Genomic DNA, 20,985 nt, shown 5'->3' with positions numbered 1-20,985 from the left:
ACGACCATAACAATAGTGAGTGGCCCTATGCTAACGTGCCTAACCGCTTCGTTAACTCTGCCGGTGATCGGCTCTCCGATGTTTATCGTCTCAGGCCCGGAGTTGGTGATTGCCCAGTGCCAGGCAGGCATTATTGGCGCTTTTCCAGCGCTCAATGCCCGCCCAGCGGAAGCCCTGCGCGAGTGGCTGCAGCAGGTCACGCAAACCCTGGCGGAGTATGATCAGCATCACCCAGAACAGCCTTCGGCGCCCTTTGCGGTTAATCAAATCGTTCATCCTACCAATGACCGTTTAGCGCACGATATCGCACTGTGCGCCGAGTTTAAGGTGCCGTTGGTGATCACCAGCCTGCACGCGCCTAATCAAGTGGTGGAACAAGTGCATGCCTATGGTGGGCTGGTCTTTCATGATGTCACCACACTGCGCCATGCCAAGAAGGCCGTTGATGCTGGTGTCGATGGCTTAATATTGGTGTGCCACGGTGCGGGCGGCCATGCCGGACGCTTAAACCCTTTTGCGTTTGTGGCCGAGGTGCGGCGCTTCTACGACGGGCCGCTGGTGCTGGCGGGGGCGATTACCCAAGGCGAACAGATCGTTGCCGCTCAAGCGCTAGGCGTTGACTTGGTGTATATGGGCACGCGCTTTATTGCCACCCAAGAGGCAAACGCTCAAGCCGCCTATAAGCAGATGGTGTTAGACGCCGCCGCGGGGGACATTGTCTATACCAACCTGTTTACTGGGGTGCACGGTAACTATCTACGTCAGAGTATTGAACAGGCAGGATTGGACCCGGATGCGCTGCCTGAAGGCGATAAAAGTGCTATGCGCTACGGCTCGGGGGGTAGCAGCAAAGCCAAAGCGTGGCGGGATATCTGGGGGGCGGGGCAGGGCGTAGGCAGTATTTCCACACTTAATAGCGTGGCAGAAGAGATAGACACGCTGCGCCAGGACTACCAGCAAGCGCTGAATCATTTACGCCGGCTTTGACGAAACGCCGCCAGGCGTATCTGGAAATCTTCAGAGGCTTTGCACTGATCCTGTAACTCGCCCTCCAACGCCATCGTGTCATTCAGCGAGCGTTGTGCGGCTTCACGCAGGGCGCGTTTGGTAGCGCTTAATGCCTGGGACGACTGCGCGACCAGCGCTTGGGCCAGCGAACGCGCCTCCGCTAGCACCTGGTTATCTTCGACGACGCGGTTAGCCAAGCCGAGTGCGACGCAGCGCTCACCCGCAATGGGGGTTGCCAAGGCGGCCATTTCAAACGCCTGAGCATGGCCAAGCTTGCGTACCAGATGCCAGCAGGCGCCCCCGTCGGGAATCAAACCAATATTGATAAAGGCAAGCTTGAGATAAGCAGAGCTGCCCATCACCACCATATCGCTGGCGAGCACATAAGAAACGCCTATACCTGCAGCAGCTCCGTTAACGGCCGCTATCACCGGCTTATCCATCGTCATTAAACTGCGCAGGGCGGGTAGAAAGAGCGTTTCCAGCCGCTCGCTGGCGGGCTCAGCCGTGGCTTTCTCAAACTCCGCCAGATCAGCGCCAGCGCAAAACGCGCTGCCTTCCCCACGCAGAATCACGCAGCGAACCTGTTCATCAATTGCCACTGCCGCTAGCGCCTCATTGAGTGCCAAGGCGGTGGCTTCATTGAGGGCATTACGTACCTCTGGGCGCGCAATCGCTACTTCGACGATGCCATCATCAATAGCGCTAACAGTGACTAACTCGCTGAGAGGGTCTGGCATATAGCGCTCCACTTTAACTTTTCAAGGCAACATGTTAGGCAATATCGTTAGGCAACCTTTAATAGCTCGCTGACCGTTTCAAAATGGTAGTCGCTGTCGCCTAAATGGTGATCGAACATTACCAGATGCTTGGCGTAGCTGGCGACATAACACTCTTCGGACATCCCCATACCGCCGTGGAGTTGGATCGCCTGTTCGGCAATAAAGCGCGCCGATTCGCCGCAGTACGCCTTGGCCGCGGCAATTTTATAATCCCGCTCACTGGCTGGCAGGATCAGGCTAGTGGCAGCTAATATCGCCATTGAGCGCGACTGTTCCAGGTGCAGATGCATATCCACCATGCGGTGCTGAAGCGCCTGGAAGGTAGATAGCGGCAGGCCAAACTGCTTGCGCTCTTTTAGGTAGGCCAGGGTCTGATCGCAGGCCTCTTCCATTGCACCGATAGCTTGGGCACACAGTGCGGCACGACCAAGGGCGAGAACCTCGGCCAGCGCATCGCCGACATCGTCACTCAGGCAGTTGGCTGGCGGCAGCGTGACGCTGTCCAGGGTCAAATCACCGGCGGGCTGATCGTCGATAGTGCAGTAAAAGTGCGACGATGTGCCCGGTGCATTCGCAGGGACGATAAATAGTCCTAGCTTGCCGTTATCCAATCGAGCGGTAACCAGATTAGCCGCTGCTGCTTCAAGGTTTAGGACGACATCTTTTCTGCCGCTTAACTGCCATTGCCCATCTTGCTGGGTCGCTTGGGTAGCGATCGCCAAGGCGTCGTAACGGGCGTTGTGCTCTTGCCATGCAAGGGCTAGCTGGTGTTCGCCTTCAAGCAGCGGGGTTAGCCACTGGGTTTGCTGATCGCTATTGGCAGTTAACGCCAGCAGTTGACCTGGCAGCACCAGACCGGCCAGATAGGCTTCTGGCACCAAGCCGCGTCCCAGCGCCTGCATGATAATCATCAGGTCGGTGCCGTCGCCGCCTAATCCGCCGACGTCTTCGCCAAAGGGCATATGCAGCAGGCCCAGCTCGGCAAAAGTGCGCCATAGCGCAGAAGCACCATTGGGAGTAGCGGCAAGCATAGTACGGCGCTGTTCGGGCGAAACCTGGTCGGCCACCAAACGGGTGAGCGTCTCTTCGAGCATGCGCTGCTCGTCGGTTAAAGCAAAATCCATGGTGACCTCACATGTTTAAAATGGTTTTGGCGACGATACTTTTCTGTATCTCGTTGGCACCGCCATAAATCGACAGCTTGCGACGGTTGAAGTACTGGGCGCTGGCGGCCGCGCTTTGGGCGCGCTCGTCATCCAGGCTGCCTTCGCCATGCAGGAAGTCGGGGAAGAATGGCAGTGCGGCGGGGCCAAGGGCTCGGCGGGTGAGTTCGCTTAGCTCCTGGCGAAGCTCTGAGCCACGTACTTTGAGTAGCGAGCTTTCTGCACCGGGTACGCCGCCATCCCGGGCCGCGGCAATCACGCGTAGGTTGGTGACTTCCAGCGCCATCAATTCAAGCTCGGCTTTGACGACACGGTGGCGAAAGCTGGGCAGCTCCAGCAGCGGCTTGCCGCGATGCTCGATTCGGCTGGCCAGTGACTTTAAGTGACGCAGCGCCTGCTTGGCGTGGCCAAGCCCTGCAATGCCGGTGCGTTCGTGGGTGAGCAGGAATTTGGCGCAGGTCCAGCCCTGGCCCTCTTCACCGACACGGTTTTCAACCGGCACTCGAACGTTATCTAAAAAGACTTCATTAACCTCATGGGCGCCATCCAGGGTAATAATGGGCCGCACGGTAATGCCAGGGGTTTGCATATCAATCAGCAGAAAACTAATGCCTGCCTGCTTTTTCGCCTCTGGGTCGGTACGTACTAAGCAAAACAGCATGTTGGCGTGCTGGCCTAGGGTCGTCCACGTCTTCTGGCCATTCACGATATAGTGGTCGCCATCGCGCACCGCGCGTGTATTCAGTCCCGCCAAATCAGACCCTGCGCCGGGCTCAGAGTAGCCTTGGCACCACCAATCCTGGTTGCTCAAAATACGCGGCAGGTAATGCTCCTTTTGCTCAGCGCTACCGAATTTCATAATCACCGGCGCCACCATATTAACGCCAAAGGGCACAACTGTCGGCGCGTGGGCCGCGGCGCACTCTTCATCAAATATATGCCGCTGCACGGGCCCCCAGCCTGGGCCGCCATGCTGTTTAGGCCAGTTAGAGGCTAGCCAGCCCTGTTCGCTGAGGAGGTTCTGCCAGCGCAGGTGATCATCGGCACGCAGGTGGCGCCCTAGGCGCACGCGTTCACTAATATCGCTGGGCAGCGCATCGGCTAGAAAATGGCGAACCTCTGCGCGAAAGGCCTGCTCTTCGGGGCTAAAGGTGAGGTTCATCGGGGGGTGTCCTTTAGGGTTGATTGACGGTGAGGCCCACCTAAGTGACGCGGGTATCCCAGTACTTCCACCGCCAACAAATCGATATCGCTCTCGCGGTAGCAGAAGCCGTTCTTTGCGATGCCGACGCTCGCCTGTTCAAGGGCAGTTTGTCTGTTGCTCGCTGTAGCCTGCTGGCTAGCAAGTTGCAGCGTATTCAGAAGGCTTTGCTGTCGGCTGACCACAACGTTTAACCGCAATGCTTTAAGAGTGAGTGCCGCTCGCTGTTGGGTAAGTGGCTCTGCGCTTAAGTTGACCAGCTCTACCATGCTGCCGTTTTCAGCAACGATAAGGCTTAGCGCGCTATCGCTGCCGCGGCTGATGCCAATGTTTTCTAGTGCGATGGTAGGGAGCGCTGTGCCTGATTCCCTCGCTGCATTTGGCGCCAACAGACAAAGTTCAGTAGCGTTGTCTGGTGCACTGGTTAGGGTAATGCCCGCCTTTTGTGCGGCTTTTTGCAGGCGCTCAAACAGTGGATCTTCGCCGATTAGCGCAACGTGTTTAAACGCGTCGGCTTTCTCAACCTCAGGCACCATATGAGGGCTACGCGCAGCGAAAAAGAGATGAATCAGTCCGGCGCGTTGAGGGGAGTCCATACAGGCCAAAAACAGCTCCCGCTCACGGCGCAGGCCGTCTTGGAGTGATTCAGCCGTCACAGAGGCCTCCACAGCTTCCACAATGCGAAACGGTGAGAAGAGCTCGGCAGCGTCTTGATGCAGCCGTTCCAACATAGCGGAGATTGCCTGGGGATTAGCCGCTGGCGCTGGCAATTGGCCCGTAACACGTGCCATTGAGTTGTCTGCAAGCACTGCTTGGGCCACAGCTAAACCCGCTTCAAACGGTGTTTCAGCACTGCTAATGGCGTCGATAATGCCTGCCTCAAGTGCTTCTTCTGCTTCCACAAAACGCCCGCTGGTGATCATCTCTAAGGCGCGCTCAACGCCTACTAAACGCGGCAAACGCTGGGTGCCACCAGCGCCGGGCAGTAGACCCAGCTTAACCTCCGGAAGACCCACCCGGGTTCCCGCCAGTGCCACTCGATAGTGGCAGCCCAAAGCCACTTCCAATCCACCGCCCAGGGCTGTGCCGTGCAGGGCGGCAATCAGCGGTTTTGGGCAGGCTTCCAGTTGGTTAATCACATCGGGCAGCAGAGGGGCTTGAGGCGGCTTACCAAACTCACGAATATCTGCCCCGGCAACAAAGGTGCGGCCATCGGCGAGCACGACCAGCGCTTTAGCATCTGCGTCAGCAACACCCTCTTTAAGCGCATCGACTAAGCCACTGCGTACCGCGTGACTTAAGGCATTGACCGGCGGATTGGCTATTTGAATAACGCCTATATTGCCGTGACGCTGATAATGAACGGACATAGTTAGGCTCTCGTATTTCGCATGATAGTGAATTGAAAAGAGTACGCTTGGCGCCCCATCTGTTACGCAACAGAGGCGCTTTGCGAACGCCGATGGTGGCGCTGGCTTAAGCGTGCCATCAAAACACCGGGTACCAGCGCGGCTGCGGCCAGACCGATCAATTCCCACTGGCTAAGCGGCACCATCCCACCACCCGGTAGCGCCAGTAGTAGGCCAGCGATCAGTATCAAGGCACGAATCACGATCTCTTGCAGTGCGCCATAGCCCAGTCGACCAACCCCCATCAGGTAACCCTGCATGGCAGAGGCAAACAGGATGATGCCGATGACCGCCTGGATAAAGACAGCCACGATCATCAGCGGCGCGCCCTGCATAATCAGCGCGGGGTTGAGTACGAATAGGAAAGGAATAAAGTAGATCACGCTACCCAGACGCATCGCCTGCAGGCCCGTTTCCATGGGCCGGGCACCGGCCACGGTAGCCGCGGCAAAGGCACCCAGTGCCACTGGCGGGGTAATAAAGCTCAGCATGCCCCAATAGAGAATGAACATATGTACGGCCATGGGATCCAGTCCGCCGCCTTGAATCAGCGCAGGGGCTAGAGCAACGGCGAGGAAGATATAGGCAGCCGTCACGGTCATGCCAATACCCAGCACAAAACTGGTAACCGCTCCCATAATCAGCAACAGCGGCACGCTGCCACCGGCAATATTGATAAAGTCGTTAGCGATGGTGCCGGAAAGGCCTGTCATCGAAAGTGCACCCACCAGCATGCCCACGCCAGCCAAAATAGCGATTAACTCGGCAAACAGCTTGGCCGCAGACGACAGCGTATCGGCTACATCCTTCCAACCCCAGCGGTTATGTTTGGAAAGCTGGTTGAGCACCAACAGCAGCGCGGTGGCGTAGAAAGGTGCCACGGCTTCGCGCTGCATAATCAGCAGCATCCAAACTAATAAAGCAAAGACAAAAATAAAGTACCAACCCTCTTTGATGGTTTGCCATAGCGAAGGCAGCTCAACGGCGGGTAGGCCTTTAATGTCGTGGCGAGCTGCATAGGCATCGATCTGAATAAACAGACCCAGGAAATACAGAATTGAAGGAATGACGGCAGCCAGCGCTACCGCGGAATAGGGAATGTCGAGAAACATGGCCATGACGAAAGCGGTTGCGCCCATCACCGGTGGCATCAATACACCGCCGGTTGAGGCGCAGGCTTCCACACCGCCAGCAAAGGAGCGGCTCATACCGATACGACGCATGGCGGGAATTGACAAAACACCGGTGGTCAGTACGTTACTAATAACGCTGCCGCTCATCGAGCCCATCAGGCCGCTGGAGAAAATCGACACCTTCGCGGGGCCGCCGCGCACATGGCCCAGCAGCGCAAATGCCAGGTTGATAAAAAACTTACCGCCGCCGCTTTTTTGCAGCACGACACCAAAGACCAAAAAGCCGATCACCAGGCCCGCGAACGCCTGCAGCGGCACCCCCATGATGCTTTCGGTACTCATGGTGTGGTACATAGCGGTCTGTTCAAGAGTCGAAGGAAACGCCTGGATAGGGCCGGGGACGATATCCGCCACCAGCGGGTAAAGAGAGAAGACCCCCGCAATGATAGCAATCGGTAAGCCGCCTGCCCGGCGGGCCGCTTCGATAATGAGCAGCCAGTAGGCATAGCTGGCATAAATAGCGATCTCAGGCGCAGAAAACGCCCAGCCGCGCTCTAAAATAGGGACTGCGTTATAAACAAAATAGCCGCCAACGATTAGCGTTATAGCGCTCAATAGGTAGTCGTACCAAGGGATAGGCTGTTCTTGTTGGCGACTGCGCATGGGCCAAAGCAAGAAAACCAGCGGTAGCAGTAGTGCCACAACGGCATAGTAGAACTGCGTTTCCAAGCCGGTTACGAACGTCAGTAAGCCAACGTTGAAAAGATAATCCAGCGTCATCGCCATCAAGATGACGGTGACCGTGGCGGGGATCCAGCGCAGCGCAGGGGGAAGCTGACGAATTTGGCTGATTTTTTCTTTAACCTGCTGATTATTGGCAGGTGAGGTATCTGTGGTCATGAGGGCATCCGTCAATCAGCAGGGGGCGGCAAGTGCCGCCCCGTGGCGTATTACTCGAAGATCGGTTCGAAACCGGCATCGCTAAGCGCGGTGGCTCGGGCTTCCATCCAGTCGGCAGTAAACGCCTCGTCATCACTGGGGGCGTCTTGCATAAAGCTTTCCCAGGCGCTTAGCAATACATCCTGACGTTCAACCAGCTCATCCTGATGGGCCTGCATTTCATCAGTCCATACGTCGATCTCTTTGTAGTACTCCACGACCGCATCGTGAAACGGCACTACCCATTGAAGATCTTGCTGTTCCAAGGCATAGCCAAGCGCCCCTGGGGCGTTATCTTTGTAGTCGTCGAAATTTTCCTGCATGGCTTTGATTAGGCCATAAGCGACATTGTCATCCAGGTCTTGGTTGGCTACCACAATGGGGTATGGGTAGCTAGCGCTGGGCACCGGGTTTTCGGCGCTGATGCCACCAGCCCCAGACGTGACTTCGTGCGGGCGGAAGTAGGGCGCAACGGCGGCCATGCGCTCCCAGCCTGCTTCGTCGTTGGGGTCTAGCACTGGCCAGCTAATGCCGCGCGGACTACTGGCCAGCTGCTGGGCTGGCGGGGTCACCGTGGTGGTAAAGGAGGCATCCACATCGCCAGCGATAATGCCGTCGAACGAGCGCCCGTAGCCGGGGTAATCAACCCGCTCTACGTCATCCCAGGTCAAGCCACCAAAGGCAAGGTAAGCTTCGGTGCCTTTATTGAGCGCATCGTCACCGCGGATATAGGCGATGCGCTTGCCGGCCAGGTCAGCGGGCGTTTCAACGTCCAGGTCGCCCGCAACCGCAAGGGAAAGACCAAAAGAGGCAGTGGAAGTGGTAATGACGCGTAGTGGCTGAGGACCCCAGTCGCGGTCGGCAAACATCATTACCCCTTCAGCGCCGTAGTAGCTGGCGATCCCGCAGGCGCAAAGGTCAACGCGGCCCTGCTTAAGCGGCGTCATCCGTGAAACATCGTTGTCCCCCGGCAGGATACGCACTGATGAATCGTATTTGTTCTGCAGCATATTGCCGATGGCGACGGCTTGGGCATAGCCGCTTGAGTTAGTGCCGTAGGCCGTCCAGGCCATGGTACCGGGGAGTTCAATGTCACTGGCGTGGCTGACTGCTGCGCCGAGTAGCGATAAAGGTAAGGCGGCGATGAGTAGGCGGTGAGCAAATGGATGCATTGGGATGCTCCTTTATTGTGGTTGTGCTTAAGGTTTTAGTTACGTTTGGCTACATAGTGTTTTGCTATGCGGTACTTGATTTTGCTAAGTGGTCGGCTGATAGTAGAGAAGCCGCTGGGTGGCTGTCAATGCTGTTGTCAGCAGCGGTGCCCGTTGGTAAACAACAGGCATAAAAAAACCAGGCAAAAGCCTGGTTTTTCAGAGCGGTAGCGAGAGCAATGCAGTTAAGAAAATTCACGCCAAGCGGCGTAGGTGCTTAAAAACACCCGCCCGGTAAGCGCATCCAGAAAGTCACTCTTCTTTAGCTGATCCATCACCGGGCCTTTGACCTCGGATAAATGTAGTTTTACATCGGAGTCTTTTAAGCGGGCGTTGATGGCATCCAGGCTTTCTAGCGCCGAGGCATCAATCAGGTTAACCGCCGAACAGATCAATACAACGTGCTCAAGCTCGGGGTGGCTCGCTACCAGGTTATAGACGGTGTCTTCCAAATAGCGGGCATTGGCAAAATAGAGGCTCTCATCAATGCGCAGCAGGGCAACGGTATTGACCGTCTCGACATCGTGGCGGGTAGTATTTCTAAAGTGTTCGGTGCCGGGGACGCGGCCTACCAAGGCGCTATGAGGGCGGCTGGTGCGGTACAAAAATAGCGCAATAGAGAGCGTTACCCCGCTGATGATGCCCGCCTCAACGCCTTCGCATAGTGTCAGCAAAATCGTCACCGCCATGGCGGCAAAGTCGCTGCGGGAGTAGCGCCAGGTTTGCCGCAGCATGGGGATGTCCACAAGCGTCAAAATCGAAACGGTGATCGTTGCGGCCAGGGTCGCGATGGGCAGGTAGTAGAGCCAGCCGGTGAATGACATAGTGACCAGCGCAATACCTAGCGCCGCAAAGGCACCTGCCGCAGGCGTTTGTGCGCCTGCATCGTAGTTGATGACCGTGCGGGATAATCCCCCAGTGACCGGCATGCCGCTGGAAAGCCCGGCGGCTAAATTGCTGGCACCAAGGCCCACAAGCTCCTGATTGGGAGAGATACGCTGGCGCCGCTTCGCGGCCAACATCTGGCCCATGGAAACCGACTCCACAAAGCCGACCAGGCTAATCAGCAGCGCGGGGATCACAAGTGCCCGCCACAGTGAGTAGTCTCCCAAAGGGAAGCTCAGTGCGGGTAACCCGCCTGGAATTTGTCCCACAACGCTGACGCCTTTATCGCCCAACTGCCAGTACCAGGTAACCAGGGTGGTAATCACGACGGCAAAGACCGGCCCTGCTTTGGCAATCAAGTCTGCCAGGGTGCGTGGCAAGCCCATTGAGTGCAGGGCGGCTTTACCATGGCGTCGCATAACGATCAAAAACAGCAGCGTTCCACTGCCGATCAGTAAGGTGGGTAAGTTGAAAGTGGCTAAATTAGGCACCAGGGTGACAAGGCGTTCCACCAGGGTAAAGCCACTACTCTCAACCCCCAGCAAGCTGCCCAGCTGGCTAGCAGCGATCAATATGCCCGACGCCGTTAAGAAGCCGGAAATAACCGGGTGACTGAGAAAATTGCTGAAAAAGCCCATTTTAAGCAGCCCCATGATTACCAGCATGCCACCGGAAAGCAGGGACAGGATGAGCGCGGCCTGTAAATAAGTCTCTGTGCCTGTGACCGCCACGGAGGAGAGTGCGGCACCGGTCATCAACGCGATGATAGCGACCGGCCCGACGGCAAGGGTCTTGCTGGTGCCAAACAGGGTATAGACCAGTTGTGGCAGGATGCTGGCGTAGAGGCCTACCACGGCAGGCAGTCCGGCTAGCAGCGAATAGGCCAGCGACTGGGGAATGACCATCACCGTGACGATCAAGCCCGCCAAGAGATCGGCCCCAAACAGGCGTTTATGGTAGTGGGGTAGCCACGTCAGGATCGGCAAATAGCGCTTTAGCATGGGTTCCAGGTGTTATCGGAGTGGCAGAATAAAGAGAGTAAGGGATATTCCATTTCATTGCAGTGCTTATGTTCATTTGCACGGCGGTAACTCCATGATGACGAAGCGCTTAATACTTTGCGTCTTCCCCCCAAAGTGCTACTTCTTTCATTAGCATAACCCGTTAAGCATAGGCATAAAGGACATTTAAACCTTCTTACTAAGACTGTTTGATACTCAACAACATCAATAAATGGGTGCTGCTCATGAGTGTACTGCTATTGCTAGTTCCAGTGCTGATGGTGGCGTTGTCGGTTGGTCTTGCCACTCAAGGCGGCGTTTGGATTTATGTCGCTCTGATATGTGCCGCATTGGGGGGCGGTGCTAAAAAGCCGCTGTTGCTGCAGACCTACAAGCGGGACACCGAAGAAATCATGCACGACCTTTCAGTGCCAGTGTATGTGCAGGAGCAAGCATTGGGGTGGCTTCCGAGTGGGTTATCAGCCGGAACGGGATACAGCATCGACGCCTACGCTGAAAGGCGCCGCAGACACCGTCTCATCACCACTTGCTTAACTAGCCGCCGCGTAGCGCGAGCGTGACTGCCACGCTGACCAGGAATAGAGCGCAAGCCCGCTCCAGATAAGCACAAAGGTCACCAACTGGATAAGCCCAAGGGGCTCACCGAAAACGGTTAACGCGATCAGGAATTGAATACTCGGGTTGATGTACATCAAAAAGCCCAGGGTCGCCAAACGCAATCGGCGGGCTGCGCCTGCAAAGGCCATTAACGGCAGCGCAGTTAAAGCCCCACTGGCGACCAGTAAGCTGGTGGTTGAAGTATTTTGTAAAAAATGTGAGGTGTCGTTCCAGCTTAACCAGGTCAAGGCGATCAGGGCGAGAGGAAATAGCAACAGGGTTTCCACAAACAGCCCTGATAGGCCGTCTAGCGGCACTTGCTTACGAAACAGGCCGTAACTACCGAAGCTTAACGCCAGCAGTAAACTAATCCAGGGCAGCTCACCCAGCATGACAAACTGCGTGGCAATAGCAACGCTGGCCAAACCCAAGGCGACCAGCTGCAGCTTGGCCATCACTTCCCGCAGTACCAACATGCCTAGCGCGACGTTCACTAGTGGTGTTAAGAAGTAGCCCAAACTCGCCTGTAACACCTGCTTCGACTCCACCGCATAAATATAGATACCCCAGTTAAACGCTATTAATAGCGCGCAGGCCAACACACGGCCTAGTCGCTTAGGTTCGCCCAGCGCTGCAACAACGGGCGGCCAGCGGCGTAATAGGGTAATCAAACCGATCAAAAACAGACACGCCCAAATGATCCGATGAATCAATATTTCAAAGGCGGGGACGCCCTCAAATAGGGCAAAAAATAGCGGAAAACAGCCCCACATCGTATAGGCTGTTAGGCCAAACATAACGCCTTTGACTGCGTCGGGATCGCGTGTTGGAGTAGGAAGCATAGCAGCCTCATTATTTAAAGATGCTAATCTAGCATAAACATTGCAATAACTCTGGCGGAACGGAGGTGTTTAATGACTAAACTTAGATCCAGCTTGGTGCAGTGCGATCTGCGCTGGGAAGACCCACAAGCCAACCACGCTCATCTTGAGAAGTTACTCGGTGGGCTGGATAGCCGTGATACCGACCTTATTGTTTTGCCTGAAATGTTTGCCACCGGCTTTACCATGAATTCCCGTGAAATGGCTCAGCCGATGGCCGAAAGCCAAAGTGTGACTTGGTTGCAGACTCAGGCGCAGGCCCGTAACTGCGTGATGACCGGCAGCGTGGCGATCGAAGAGGATGGCGAGTTTTATAACCGCTTGATATGGGCAACGCCTAAGGGCGACTTAACCCACTACGATAAGCGCCACTTATTCCGTATGGCCGGTGAGCATGAGCGCTACGGCATGGGCAGTGAGCGTAAAGTGGTAGAGCTTAATGGCTTTAAGTTGTTGCTGAGCGTTTGCTACGATCTGCGCTTTCCGGTCTGGATGCGCCAGCAGCCAGCAGAAGGTGAGCATTTCGAGTATGATGCGCTGCTGTGTATCGCCAATTGGCCAGCACCGCGTCGCCACCCTTGGCGTACGCTGCTACAGGCCCGCGCGGTAGAAAACCTAAGCTATGTAATTGGCGTTAATCGCGTTGGAGAGGATGCCAAAGGACTTGCCTATAGCGGCGACTCCTTATTGGTCGACTTCAAAGGCGAAGCGTTAATTGATAAACCTGCCCATACCCCGTTTATAGAAACGGGCACGCTGGATAAAACTGCCCTTGATGCTTTTCGTGAAAAATTTCCTGCCTGGCAAGATGCCGACCATTTTAAGCTGCTGCCAGGAGTCGGTTAATGATGCGCCTTGATCGCTTTTTGAGTGAAACCTCACCGTTAACCCGCAGCCTCGCCAAGCGGGCACTCAAAAATGGCGAAGTGACCCTGAACGGTGAGCCGATCAAACAGTCGGCGACCCAAATCGATACCGATAACGATGTGGTGGTACTCAACGGCGAGCGGCTAGCGCTGGTAGGCGTTCGCTACATTATGCTGCACAAGCCCGTCGACGTTGAATGTAACGCTCGCCGCGGTCTCTACCAAAGAGCAATCGATCTAATTGATCTACCCAAAGCGGATCGGTTACAGCCGGTAGGGCGGTTAGATGTGGATACCACTGGCTTGCTGCTATTAACCGATGATGGTCAGTGGTCTCACCGCGTCACATCTCCGCGCCATCGCTGCGCCAAGGTGTATATCGCCGAGCTAGCCGAGCCTATGGAAGGCGCCGCGGCGGAGTGGGCGATTGGCCAAGTCGCCGATGGCCTGATGCTGGATGGGGAGGAGACGCCGACGCAGCCCGCAACACTTCGGCTGCTGTCGCCCACCCAGGCAGAACTCACTATTACTGAAGGGCGCTATCATCTGGTGAAACGTATGTTTGCTGCCTTGGGTAATCACGTGAACTCACTGCATCGCAGCTCTATCGGTGACTTAGCTTTGGATGCCAACCTGGCGCCCGGCGAATGGCGAGAATTAACCGCCGACGAAGTCGCGCTCTTCTGAGTCCTTGGTTAATATCTCCATTAGCCGCTTCCCAGCAGGGTAAGCGGCTTTATTTTATCTGAATTTTTATACCGTTATCTTTATGGCTGCCGTCAGCAATATTAAGTATCGTGGCTCAATAAAGTTAGTAAATAAGAGCTGGTAAGTCAGAACTAATGAGTCAGATGCGCAGCGGCAATTAGCGCTTGGGTATAAGCATGCTGTGGCGCTGAAAGCACCTCTAGGCAGGGGCCTTGTTCGACCACTTCGCCATCCTTGAACACCATAATGCGGTGTGCCATGGCGCGCACGACGGCTAAATCGTGGCTAATAAATAAATAGCTTAGCTGACGGCGTGCCTGCAGATCGCGCAATAGGGTGACTAGCTGCTTCTGCACGGTACGGTCTAACGCAGAGGTTGGCTCATCCAGCACCAGTAATTCTGGTTCTAAGATAATCGCTCTTGCTACGGCAATGCGCTGGCGTTGACCACCGGAAAACTCATGGGGGTAGCGCGCAGCACAGCTCTCGGGCAAACCCACTTCGTGAAGGGTTTGGTTAACCCGCTGGGAAACTTCTTTGTCAGTCAGGTGTGGGTAATGAAAGCGCAGCCCCTCACTGACAATATCAAACACCGGCATGCGAGGCGAAAGGGCGCCATAGGGGTCCTGAAACACCATCTGAAAACGGTGGCGCTGGCGCCGCAAATCATCCCCAGACAGGGAGCTTAGTTTATCGGTGCCAAGGGTAACATCACCTTGGCTAGTGACCAGCCGCATGACTGCTGACGCCAGCGTGGTTTTACCCGAGCCGGACTCACCCACAATGCCCAGGGTTTCGCCCGGTGCTATTTGGAAATCCGTCGGGTGTACCGCCACAAAAGCGGGGGGCTGGCGCTTAAATAAGCCGGTCTTTGGGCGCTTAAAGCTCACGCTTAACTGGCGAGCCGTTAATAGCGGCGCTGTTTGCTCAATGGCTTGGGGCCTACCTTCCGGCTCAGCGGCGAGCAGCGCTTTGGTGTAATCACTTTGCGGGTGTTGAAAGACCTGCTCAACCGGTCCGATTTCCTGTATCCGCCCCTGATGCATGACGCAGATGCGATCCGCGTGACGGCGCACCAAGTTCAAGTCATGACTGATAAACAGCATGCCCATGGCGTGGTGGTCGCGCAGTTCACGCAGCAGGGCAAGTATCTCCTGCTGCACCGTCACGTCCAGGGCGGTGGTGGGCTCATCGGCAATCAGCAGTGAGGGGTTATTGGCAATTGCCATGGCAATCATCACCCGCTGGCGCTGTCCGCCCGAAAGCTGATGAGGCCAAGCATTCAGTACCTCTTCCGGGCGCGGCAGTTTCACTTGTTCGAGTAGCGTTTTGCAGCGTTGGCGAGCCGCCTGGCCGCGCAAGCCTTGATGCAAACGCAATGCTTCGCCGATCTGCTTGCCAACTCGATGGAGCGGGTTAAGCGACGTCATCGGCTCCTGGAAAATAAATCCGACACGATTACCGCGCACGGTGTTCCACTGGTCCTGGGTCAATGTCGACAGATCGGTGTCACCCAGCCAACGCTCCCCCTTGACGGTGGCATTGCTGGGCAAAAGGTTAATCATCCCGAGCGCAGAGACTGATTTGCCTGACCCCGATTCACCGACGATTGCCAGGGTTTCACCCGCATTGAGGGTGAGCGATAGCGCATGCACCACGGGCGTATCATCGAAGGCAATGTTGAGATTCTCGATGCGCAGGAGTGAGTTAGGCATTTTGTGTCTCCTGGGCAGGGCCTACTTGGCGCTGTTGTACGTGACGGGGGTCGAAGGCGTCGCGCAAGCCTTCGCCAATGAACACTAATAGCGAAAGCATGATTGCCAGCGTCATGAACGCCGTGATGCCCAGCCAGGGGGCATGTAAGTTGTTCTTGCCCTGCGCTGCCAGTTCGCCCAGCGAGGGCGCGCCGGGAGGCAGGCCGAAACCGAGGAAATCCAGCGCGGTCAGGGTGCCGATGGCACCGGTAAACAGAAACGGAATGAAGGTTAGCGTCGCGACCATGGCATTGGGCAGCACGTGGCGCCACATGATCAGGCGCGAGGGCAATCCCATCGCCTTGGCGGCACGCACGTACTCCAGATTACGCGCACGCAGAAACTCGGCGCGCACGATATCGACCAGGCCAAGCCATGAGAAGAGCAGCATGATCCCCAGCAACCACCAGAACCCCGGCTGAACAAAGCTGGCTAAAATGATGAGCAGGAACAGCACCGGAAGGCCCGACCATATTTCAGTCACTCGCTGACCGATCAAATCAATCTTGCCGCCAAAGTAGCCCTGCACACCACCAACCACAACGCCGATCACCAGCGAGCCTGCAGTGAGCACCAGTGCAAAAGCAACCGAGAGGCGAAAGCCATAAATGACACGTGCTAATACATCACGGCCCTGATCATCGGTGCCCAGCCAGTGGCGGCTATCCGGCGGTGCCGGGGAAGGGCGGGTCATGTTCATGTCCAGGGTTTGGTAGGAATATGGGATGGCTGGCCACAGCGCCCAGCCGTGCTCTTTAATCTGTTGCTGAATAAACGGATCCAGATAATCGGTACGCGTGGGAAGAAACCCGTTGAACTCGGTTTCGGGGTAATCCACCAGCAGCGGCACGTACCATTGGCCGTCGTATTGCATGACGATGGGCTTGTCGTTGGCGATCAGCTCGGCAAACAGACTAAACACAAACAGAGCCGTAAACAGCCAAAGCGATACGCGGGCACGCCGGTTGGCTTTAAAGGCCGCCAGCCGGCGGCGGGTAATGGGCGAAAAATAAGAAGAAAGAGAGGCCATGATCATGACTCCCGGGTCGAAAAGTCAATACGTGGGTCAACCCACACGTAGGTCAAATCGGAAATCAGCTTAAGGATCAGACCGATCACGGTATACAAAAACAGCGTACCGAAAATAACCGGGTAATCCCGCTGCATCACCGCCTCAAAACCGAGCAAGCCGAGGCCATCCAGGGAGAAGATCACTTCTATCAATAACGCACCGGTAAAGAAAATTCCGATCATGGCGGCAGGTAGACCGGCGATAATAATCAACATGGCGTTCCGGAAAACATGACCATAGAGCACCCGTCGTTCATCGGCGCCCTTGGCGCGTGCGGTAATCACATACTGCTTGTGAATTTCATCCAGAAAGCTGTTTTTGGTCAGCATGGTGAGTGTGGCAAAGCTACCGATTGCCGCGGCGATAACCGGCAGCGTGATATGCCAGAAGTAATCTTTGACCTTGCCCCAGGCCGTAAGCTGGTCGAAGTTAGGCGAGGTCAGGCCGCGGAGGGGAAACACGTCCCAGTAGGTGCCGCCGGCAAATAGCACGATCAGCAATATCGCAAACAAAAAGCCCGGAATGGCGTAGCCGACAATCACTAATCCCGACGACCAGACATCGAAACGGGAACCGTGGCGTAGCGCTTTTTTGATACCTAAGGGGATCGAGATCAGGTAGACCAGCAGCGTGGTCCATAGCCCCAGCGAAATGGACACCGGCAACCGCTCAATCATCAGTTCGGTCACTGGGCGGTCGCGGAAAAAACTGGTGCCGAAATCGAGCGTGAGGTAATCCGCCATCATGCCAATAAAGCGCTCGTGGGCGGGTTTATCAAAACCAAACTGCTGTTCTAGCTGTTCGATAAAGCGTGGGTCGATGCCCCGAGCGCCACGAGAATCGTCACTTACCTGCACATCGGCACCGCCCATATCCAAGCGGGTGCTGGCCATGGCGTCCGCGCCCTCAAAACGTGCCAGCATCTGATCAATCGGCCCGCCCGGCGCCGCCTGAACAATAATAAAATTGAGTAGCATGATCCCAAAAAGGGTCGGAATCATTAGCAGCAGTCGGCGTAGGGTGTAGCGGGCCACAGAGCACTCCGAGGTTTATAACGATGAAACCGTTGAGGATAAGCCGTTGCGAATAAGTCGCTGTAATTAAGACAGTCTCAGCGGCGCTGGCGCTGCAGTTCTGCTTCACGCTCGGTATCCACCCACCATGCATCCAGATCCATCGCATACTCCGGAAAGGGCTCGGGATAGCCAAACTTGTCCCAGATCGCAATGCGGGTTTCGCCGGAGTGGTAGTGAGGAATGACGTAAAACCCCCAGCGCAGCACCCGATCCAGCGCCCGCGTGGCGGTATCCAGTTCCTCACGACCATCGGCACTAATGATCGCTTCCACCAGCGCATCGACCGCTGGGTGGGCGAGCGCCATCCGGTTGCGGCTTTGCGGCGCCTCGGCGGCGGCGCTGGTCCAGAAGTCGCGCTGCTCATTACCCGGGTTGTTCGACTGGGGGAAATGGCTAATCACTATGTCATAGTCGTAATTGCGCTGCCGGTTTAAATATTGATTGATATCAACGATGCGCAGCGAGGTCTGCACTCCTAGGCGGGCCATGTTACGCAGCATGGGTTGAACCACTCGCTCAAGACCCGAATCGTAGAGCAGCACTTCAAGGCTGAGTGGCTGGCCGGTGGCTTGGTTGACCAGTACTCCCTCTTCAACGCGATAGCCCGCGTCGCGCAAAAGCGCCAGTGCCTTGCGTAGACGCTCACGCAGATTGAGGGGTTGATCAATGGGCAGCGGCTCGGTGAACAGGCGGTCAGACCCATGTGAAGCGATTAACTCTTCCCTAAACGGTTCGAGCAGCGCCAGCTCTTCTTCCGAAGGTAGCCCGGTAGCTTCCATCTCCGAATTTTGAAAAAAGCTTTCGGTACGCCGGTAGGTGTCGTAGAAAATATTGGTGTTGAGCCACGGAAAATCGAAGGTAAGGCTTAACGCTTCGCGTACCCGTGGGTCTTGAAACTTCTCTTTGCGCAGGTTGAACACAAAGGCCTGCATCATGGAAGGGTTGACGTCAGGTACCGTCAGCCGCTTCACCAAGCCCTCTTCATAGGCAGGAAAGTCGTAGCCAATCGCCCAGGTGGCCGCGCGGGCATCCGTACGAAAATCTGTTAGGCCTGCTTTGAACGCTTCCCAGGCGATATCGCGGTCGCGATAGTAGTCATAAACGATGCGGTCAATGTTGTAGCGGCCAACATTAACCGGCAAGTTTTTTCCCCAATAATCCTCATCGCGCTGGTAAACAATTCGCCTGCCTGGGTCAACTTCACTGATGAGGTAGGGGCCGGAGCCGGGGTGAGCCGCCAGGGTAGGCGATGTGAACTCGCGTGGCTCCCAGTAGTGGCGGGGGAGGATAGGCAGTTGAGCAACGATTAGCGGCAGTTCTCGGGAATTGGTATCGCTGAAGGTAAAGCGCACTTGATGTTCGTTGAGGGCGATCACTTCGCTCACACCCGCATAATAGCTGGCATAAAACGGATTGCCTTCTTCTCTGAGCAGGTTAAGTGAGAACACCACATCGTAGGCGGTGACGGGTTCGCCGTCCTGAAAGCGTGCTTCAGGGCGAAGGTCAAACTCAATCCATTCCCGGTCGGGGTCCAGGCGCACGCCTTCAGCCAATAAACCATACAGGCTAAAGGGCTCATTGGGGTTGCTGGCCATCAAGGTGTCATAAATTTGCGAAACGCCAGTGGCCGGTGTGCCGCGAATAATAAACGGATTCGTTGAATCGAAGCTGCCCCCAACGGCGGTATGGGTAATAGTGCCGCCTTTGGGGGCTTGTGGGTTTACATGGGGGAAGTAGGGGAAGTCTGCCGGTAGCTCTGGGCTATCGTAAAGCGATACCCCGTGGACTGTTTCAACCGGCACCACGTTGTTGGCATCCGTATTTAAATCGCCCACCACGTTGTTGCCGACAGTGCTGTGGGAAGAATCGCTAGTGGTCGCTGCTTCTGACGCGAGTATCGATACATTTATTAGCAAGCCACTGATAAGTAGAAATGCTTTCGCAAAAAACAGACCTCGCGGCATTGGTGACATCCCATGTGAACAAAGCCAACTAGTAAACCCGGATTCAACGCCCTGAAAGTGTCAGTAACTGCCCCGGTTGTAAAGCGCTGGGGCGGTCAATCGAATTCCAGCGTATCAGGTCTTGTTGATCAATATTATAGCGGGCCGCAATCGCTGAGAGGCTATCGCCCCTTTCAACGCGGTGCGTATCTGCGCTGTTATTTTGCGCAAGCGCTTGGCTATTGCCCTGTGCCTGACTATTACCCTGTGATAATTGAGCCAGCACTTGTTTATCCACTTCTTCAGGTACCAGCAGTGTCTGCGCGCTGCGTGGATCGATGCTGCCATTCAGTAAACCCGGATTCAGCTCAGCCAGTGCCATTTTGCTGACATCCAGCATTTGCGAGGCTTCAGACAGACTCACTGCGTGGGCCAACTGAACTTTTGCGAAGGCAGGGTCGATGTGAATCTCAGGTAAGCTCACACCGTATTTTTCAGGATCGTTAATGATTGTGGCGATCGCCTTCAACTTGGGAACGTACTGCATGGTTTCGTAGGGCAGGGATAGGTCCCAATAGTCACCACTTAACCCTTGGCCCTGTACCTGACGCTGGGCGCGATTGACGGTGCCAGCGCCTGCGTTATAAGCGGCCAGAGAGAGCATGAGGTCACCCTCGTACCACTGGTCGGCCTGCATTTCCAGGTAGTCCAGCGCGGCCTCGGTAGAGGTCAGAACATCCAGACGGCCATCGTAATTACCATTACGTACTAACCCCAATGCGTCGCCGGTGCGGGGCATAAATTGCCAAAGACCTGCCGCCCCGCGGTGGCTTCGTGCACCTGGGTCGAAAGAGCTTTCGACAAACGGAATTAACGCGATTTCACCAGGTAGGCCGCGCTCACTGACTTGCTGAGTAATCCAGGCAAGCCAGGGAGTGGCGCGTTCGGTGATTGTGACAATGTTTTCAGGGCTTGAACGGTAGTGCTCAATCCATTCATCCACTCGAGCTTGAGCTTCTACTGGCAATGTTTTCTCTTGCCACTGGAAGCTTTTACGCAGGGTCGTCCAGGCATTCTGGGGTTCAAGCTCTAGCGCCTCCCAAAAATGGGTTTGGAAAGGCGTAGGGTAGGGCTTTGTATCGGTTGGTGACGTGCTGGTAACACCTTGAGGTAAGGCTGTTGCCGCACTTGCGGTGGTTTCGTAGGCTGGAGCAGAGGCTTGTGAGCTTGCCGCAGCGGCTAACATTAGGCCCATAATTACGGTACTGCCAGCGCTCAGCATCAAGCGCTGGCGAATCGTTCGATAGGTCATAGTTGCATTCGTTTGGTTTCGAT

At 55.8% G+C, this 20,985-nt stretch carries 16 protein-coding genes and 1 pseudogene; 4 read left to right on the top strand and 13 right to left on the bottom strand.

The window, feature by feature from the left end:
- Positions 1–27: 27 nt before the first annotated feature.
- A complete protein-coding gene (locus HZS80_RS13545) occupies positions 28–987 on the top strand; it encodes an NAD(P)H-dependent flavin oxidoreductase (RefSeq protein ID WP_179916379.1) in 960 nt (319 codons plus the stop codon).
- Here HZS80_RS13545 and HZS80_RS13540 read toward each other — a convergent pair.
- From HZS80_RS13540 to HZS80_RS13510, 7 genes are all read right to left on the bottom strand, one after another.
- Positions 969–1,748 carry an enoyl-CoA hydratase/isomerase family protein gene (locus tag HZS80_RS13540; RefSeq protein ID WP_179916378.1) on the bottom strand — a complete coding sequence of 260 codons (780 nt, stop codon included), beginning with the start codon at positions 1,746–1,748 and terminating at the stop codon, positions 969–971. The genes HZS80_RS13545 and HZS80_RS13540 overlap by 19 nt on opposite strands.
- Before the next feature lie 47 nt (positions 1,749–1,795).
- A complete protein-coding gene (locus HZS80_RS13535; protein WP_179916377.1) occupies positions 1,796–2,914 on the bottom strand; it encodes an acyl-CoA dehydrogenase family protein in 1,119 nt (372 codons plus the stop codon).
- Positions 2,915–2,921: 7 nt separating this feature from the next.
- The gene (locus HZS80_RS13530) at positions 2,922–4,115 is read right to left on the bottom strand and encodes an acyl-CoA dehydrogenase family protein (protein WP_035579462.1); all 1,194 of its coding nucleotides are present in this window, start codon (positions 4,113–4,115) and stop codon (positions 2,922–2,924) included.
- Positions 4,112–5,524, bottom strand: a complete 1,413-nt coding sequence (locus tag HZS80_RS13525; RefSeq protein ID WP_179916376.1) for an enoyl-CoA hydratase/isomerase family protein — start codon at positions 5,522–5,524, stop codon at positions 4,112–4,114. The genes HZS80_RS13530 and HZS80_RS13525 overlap by 4 nt, the downstream gene beginning before the upstream one ends.
- A 62-nt stretch (positions 5,525–5,586) precedes the next feature.
- On the bottom strand, positions 5,587–7,596 hold the full coding sequence (locus HZS80_RS13520; protein WP_179916375.1) for a TRAP transporter permease: 2,010 nt from the start codon (positions 7,594–7,596) through the stop codon (positions 5,587–5,589).
- A gap of 50 nt (positions 7,597–7,646) precedes the next feature.
- On the bottom strand, positions 7,647–8,807 hold the full coding sequence (locus tag HZS80_RS13515) for a TAXI family TRAP transporter solute-binding subunit (protein ID WP_035579457.1): 1,161 nt from the start codon (positions 8,805–8,807) through the stop codon (positions 7,647–7,649).
- A gap of 224 nt (positions 8,808–9,031) precedes the next feature.
- On the bottom strand, positions 9,032–10,732 hold the full coding sequence (locus HZS80_RS13510; RefSeq protein WP_035579455.1) for a SulP family inorganic anion transporter: 1,701 nt from the start codon (positions 10,730–10,732) through the stop codon (positions 9,032–9,034).
- A 356-nt stretch (positions 10,733–11,088) separates the two neighbouring features.
- On the opposite strand from HZS80_RS13510, the pseudogene HZS80_RS13505 reads away from it, so the two are divergent.
- Positions 11,089–11,287: pseudogene (locus HZS80_RS13505) on the top strand (methyl-accepting chemotaxis protein); the annotation flags it as partial.
- On the opposite strand, the gene rarD reads toward HZS80_RS13505, so the two are convergent.
- On the bottom strand, positions 11,284–12,192 hold the full coding sequence (gene rarD, locus HZS80_RS13500) for an EamA family transporter RarD (RefSeq protein ID WP_179916374.1): 909 nt from the start codon (positions 12,190–12,192) through the stop codon (positions 11,284–11,286). The pseudogene HZS80_RS13505 and the gene rarD overlap by 4 nt on opposite strands.
- A gap of 72 nt (positions 12,193–12,264) precedes the next feature.
- On the opposite strand from rarD, the gene HZS80_RS13495 reads away from it, so the two are divergent.
- On the top strand, positions 12,265–13,077 hold the full coding sequence (locus HZS80_RS13495) for an amidohydrolase (RefSeq protein WP_035555676.1): 813 nt from the start codon (positions 12,265–12,267) through the stop codon (positions 13,075–13,077).
- Between the two features lie 2 nt (positions 13,078–13,079).
- The gene (locus HZS80_RS13490; protein ID WP_179916410.1) at positions 13,080–13,784 is read left to right on the top strand and encodes a pseudouridine synthase; all 705 of its coding nucleotides are present in this window, start codon (positions 13,080–13,082) and stop codon (positions 13,782–13,784) included.
- A 152-nt stretch (positions 13,785–13,936) separates the two neighbouring features.
- Here the strand turns inward: HZS80_RS13490 and HZS80_RS13485 are convergent, their stop codons facing one another.
- The 5 genes from HZS80_RS13485 to HZS80_RS13465 all read right to left on the bottom strand — a co-directional run bounded on the left by HZS80_RS13485 (position 13,937) and on the right by HZS80_RS13465 (position 20,962).
- Complete coding sequence (locus HZS80_RS13485; RefSeq protein WP_179916373.1) at positions 13,937–15,520, bottom strand: ABC transporter ATP-binding protein; 1,584 nt, start codon at positions 15,518–15,520, stop codon at positions 13,937–13,939.
- The gene (locus HZS80_RS13480; protein WP_035555682.1) at positions 15,513–16,589 is read right to left on the bottom strand and encodes an ABC transporter permease; all 1,077 of its coding nucleotides are present in this window, start codon (positions 16,587–16,589) and stop codon (positions 15,513–15,515) included. Before HZS80_RS13480 ends, HZS80_RS13485 begins: the two co-directional genes overlap by 8 nt.
- 2 nt (positions 16,590–16,591) lie before the next feature.
- Entirely contained in the window at positions 16,592–17,665 is a 1,074-nt protein-coding gene (locus tag HZS80_RS13475) for a microcin C ABC transporter permease YejB (protein WP_035555685.1), read from the bottom strand.
- A 77-nt stretch (positions 17,666–17,742) separates the two neighbouring features.
- Positions 17,743–19,671, bottom strand: a complete 1,929-nt coding sequence (locus tag HZS80_RS13470; protein WP_179916372.1) for an extracellular solute-binding protein — start codon at positions 19,669–19,671, stop codon at positions 17,743–17,745.
- A gap of 43 nt (positions 19,672–19,714) precedes the next feature.
- The gene (locus HZS80_RS13465) at positions 19,715–20,962 is read right to left on the bottom strand and encodes a transglycosylase SLT domain-containing protein (RefSeq protein ID WP_179916371.1); all 1,248 of its coding nucleotides are present in this window, start codon (positions 20,960–20,962) and stop codon (positions 19,715–19,717) included.
- Between the last annotated feature and the right edge of the window lie 23 nt (positions 20,963–20,985).

The organism is Vreelandella glaciei, from assembly GCF_013415125.1.
GTDB lineage: Bacteria > Pseudomonadota > Gammaproteobacteria > Pseudomonadales > Halomonadaceae > Vreelandella > Vreelandella glaciei.
The sequence above is the reverse complement of the archived record's forward strand: the minus strand, read 5'-3'. Positions and strand labels throughout refer to the sequence as shown.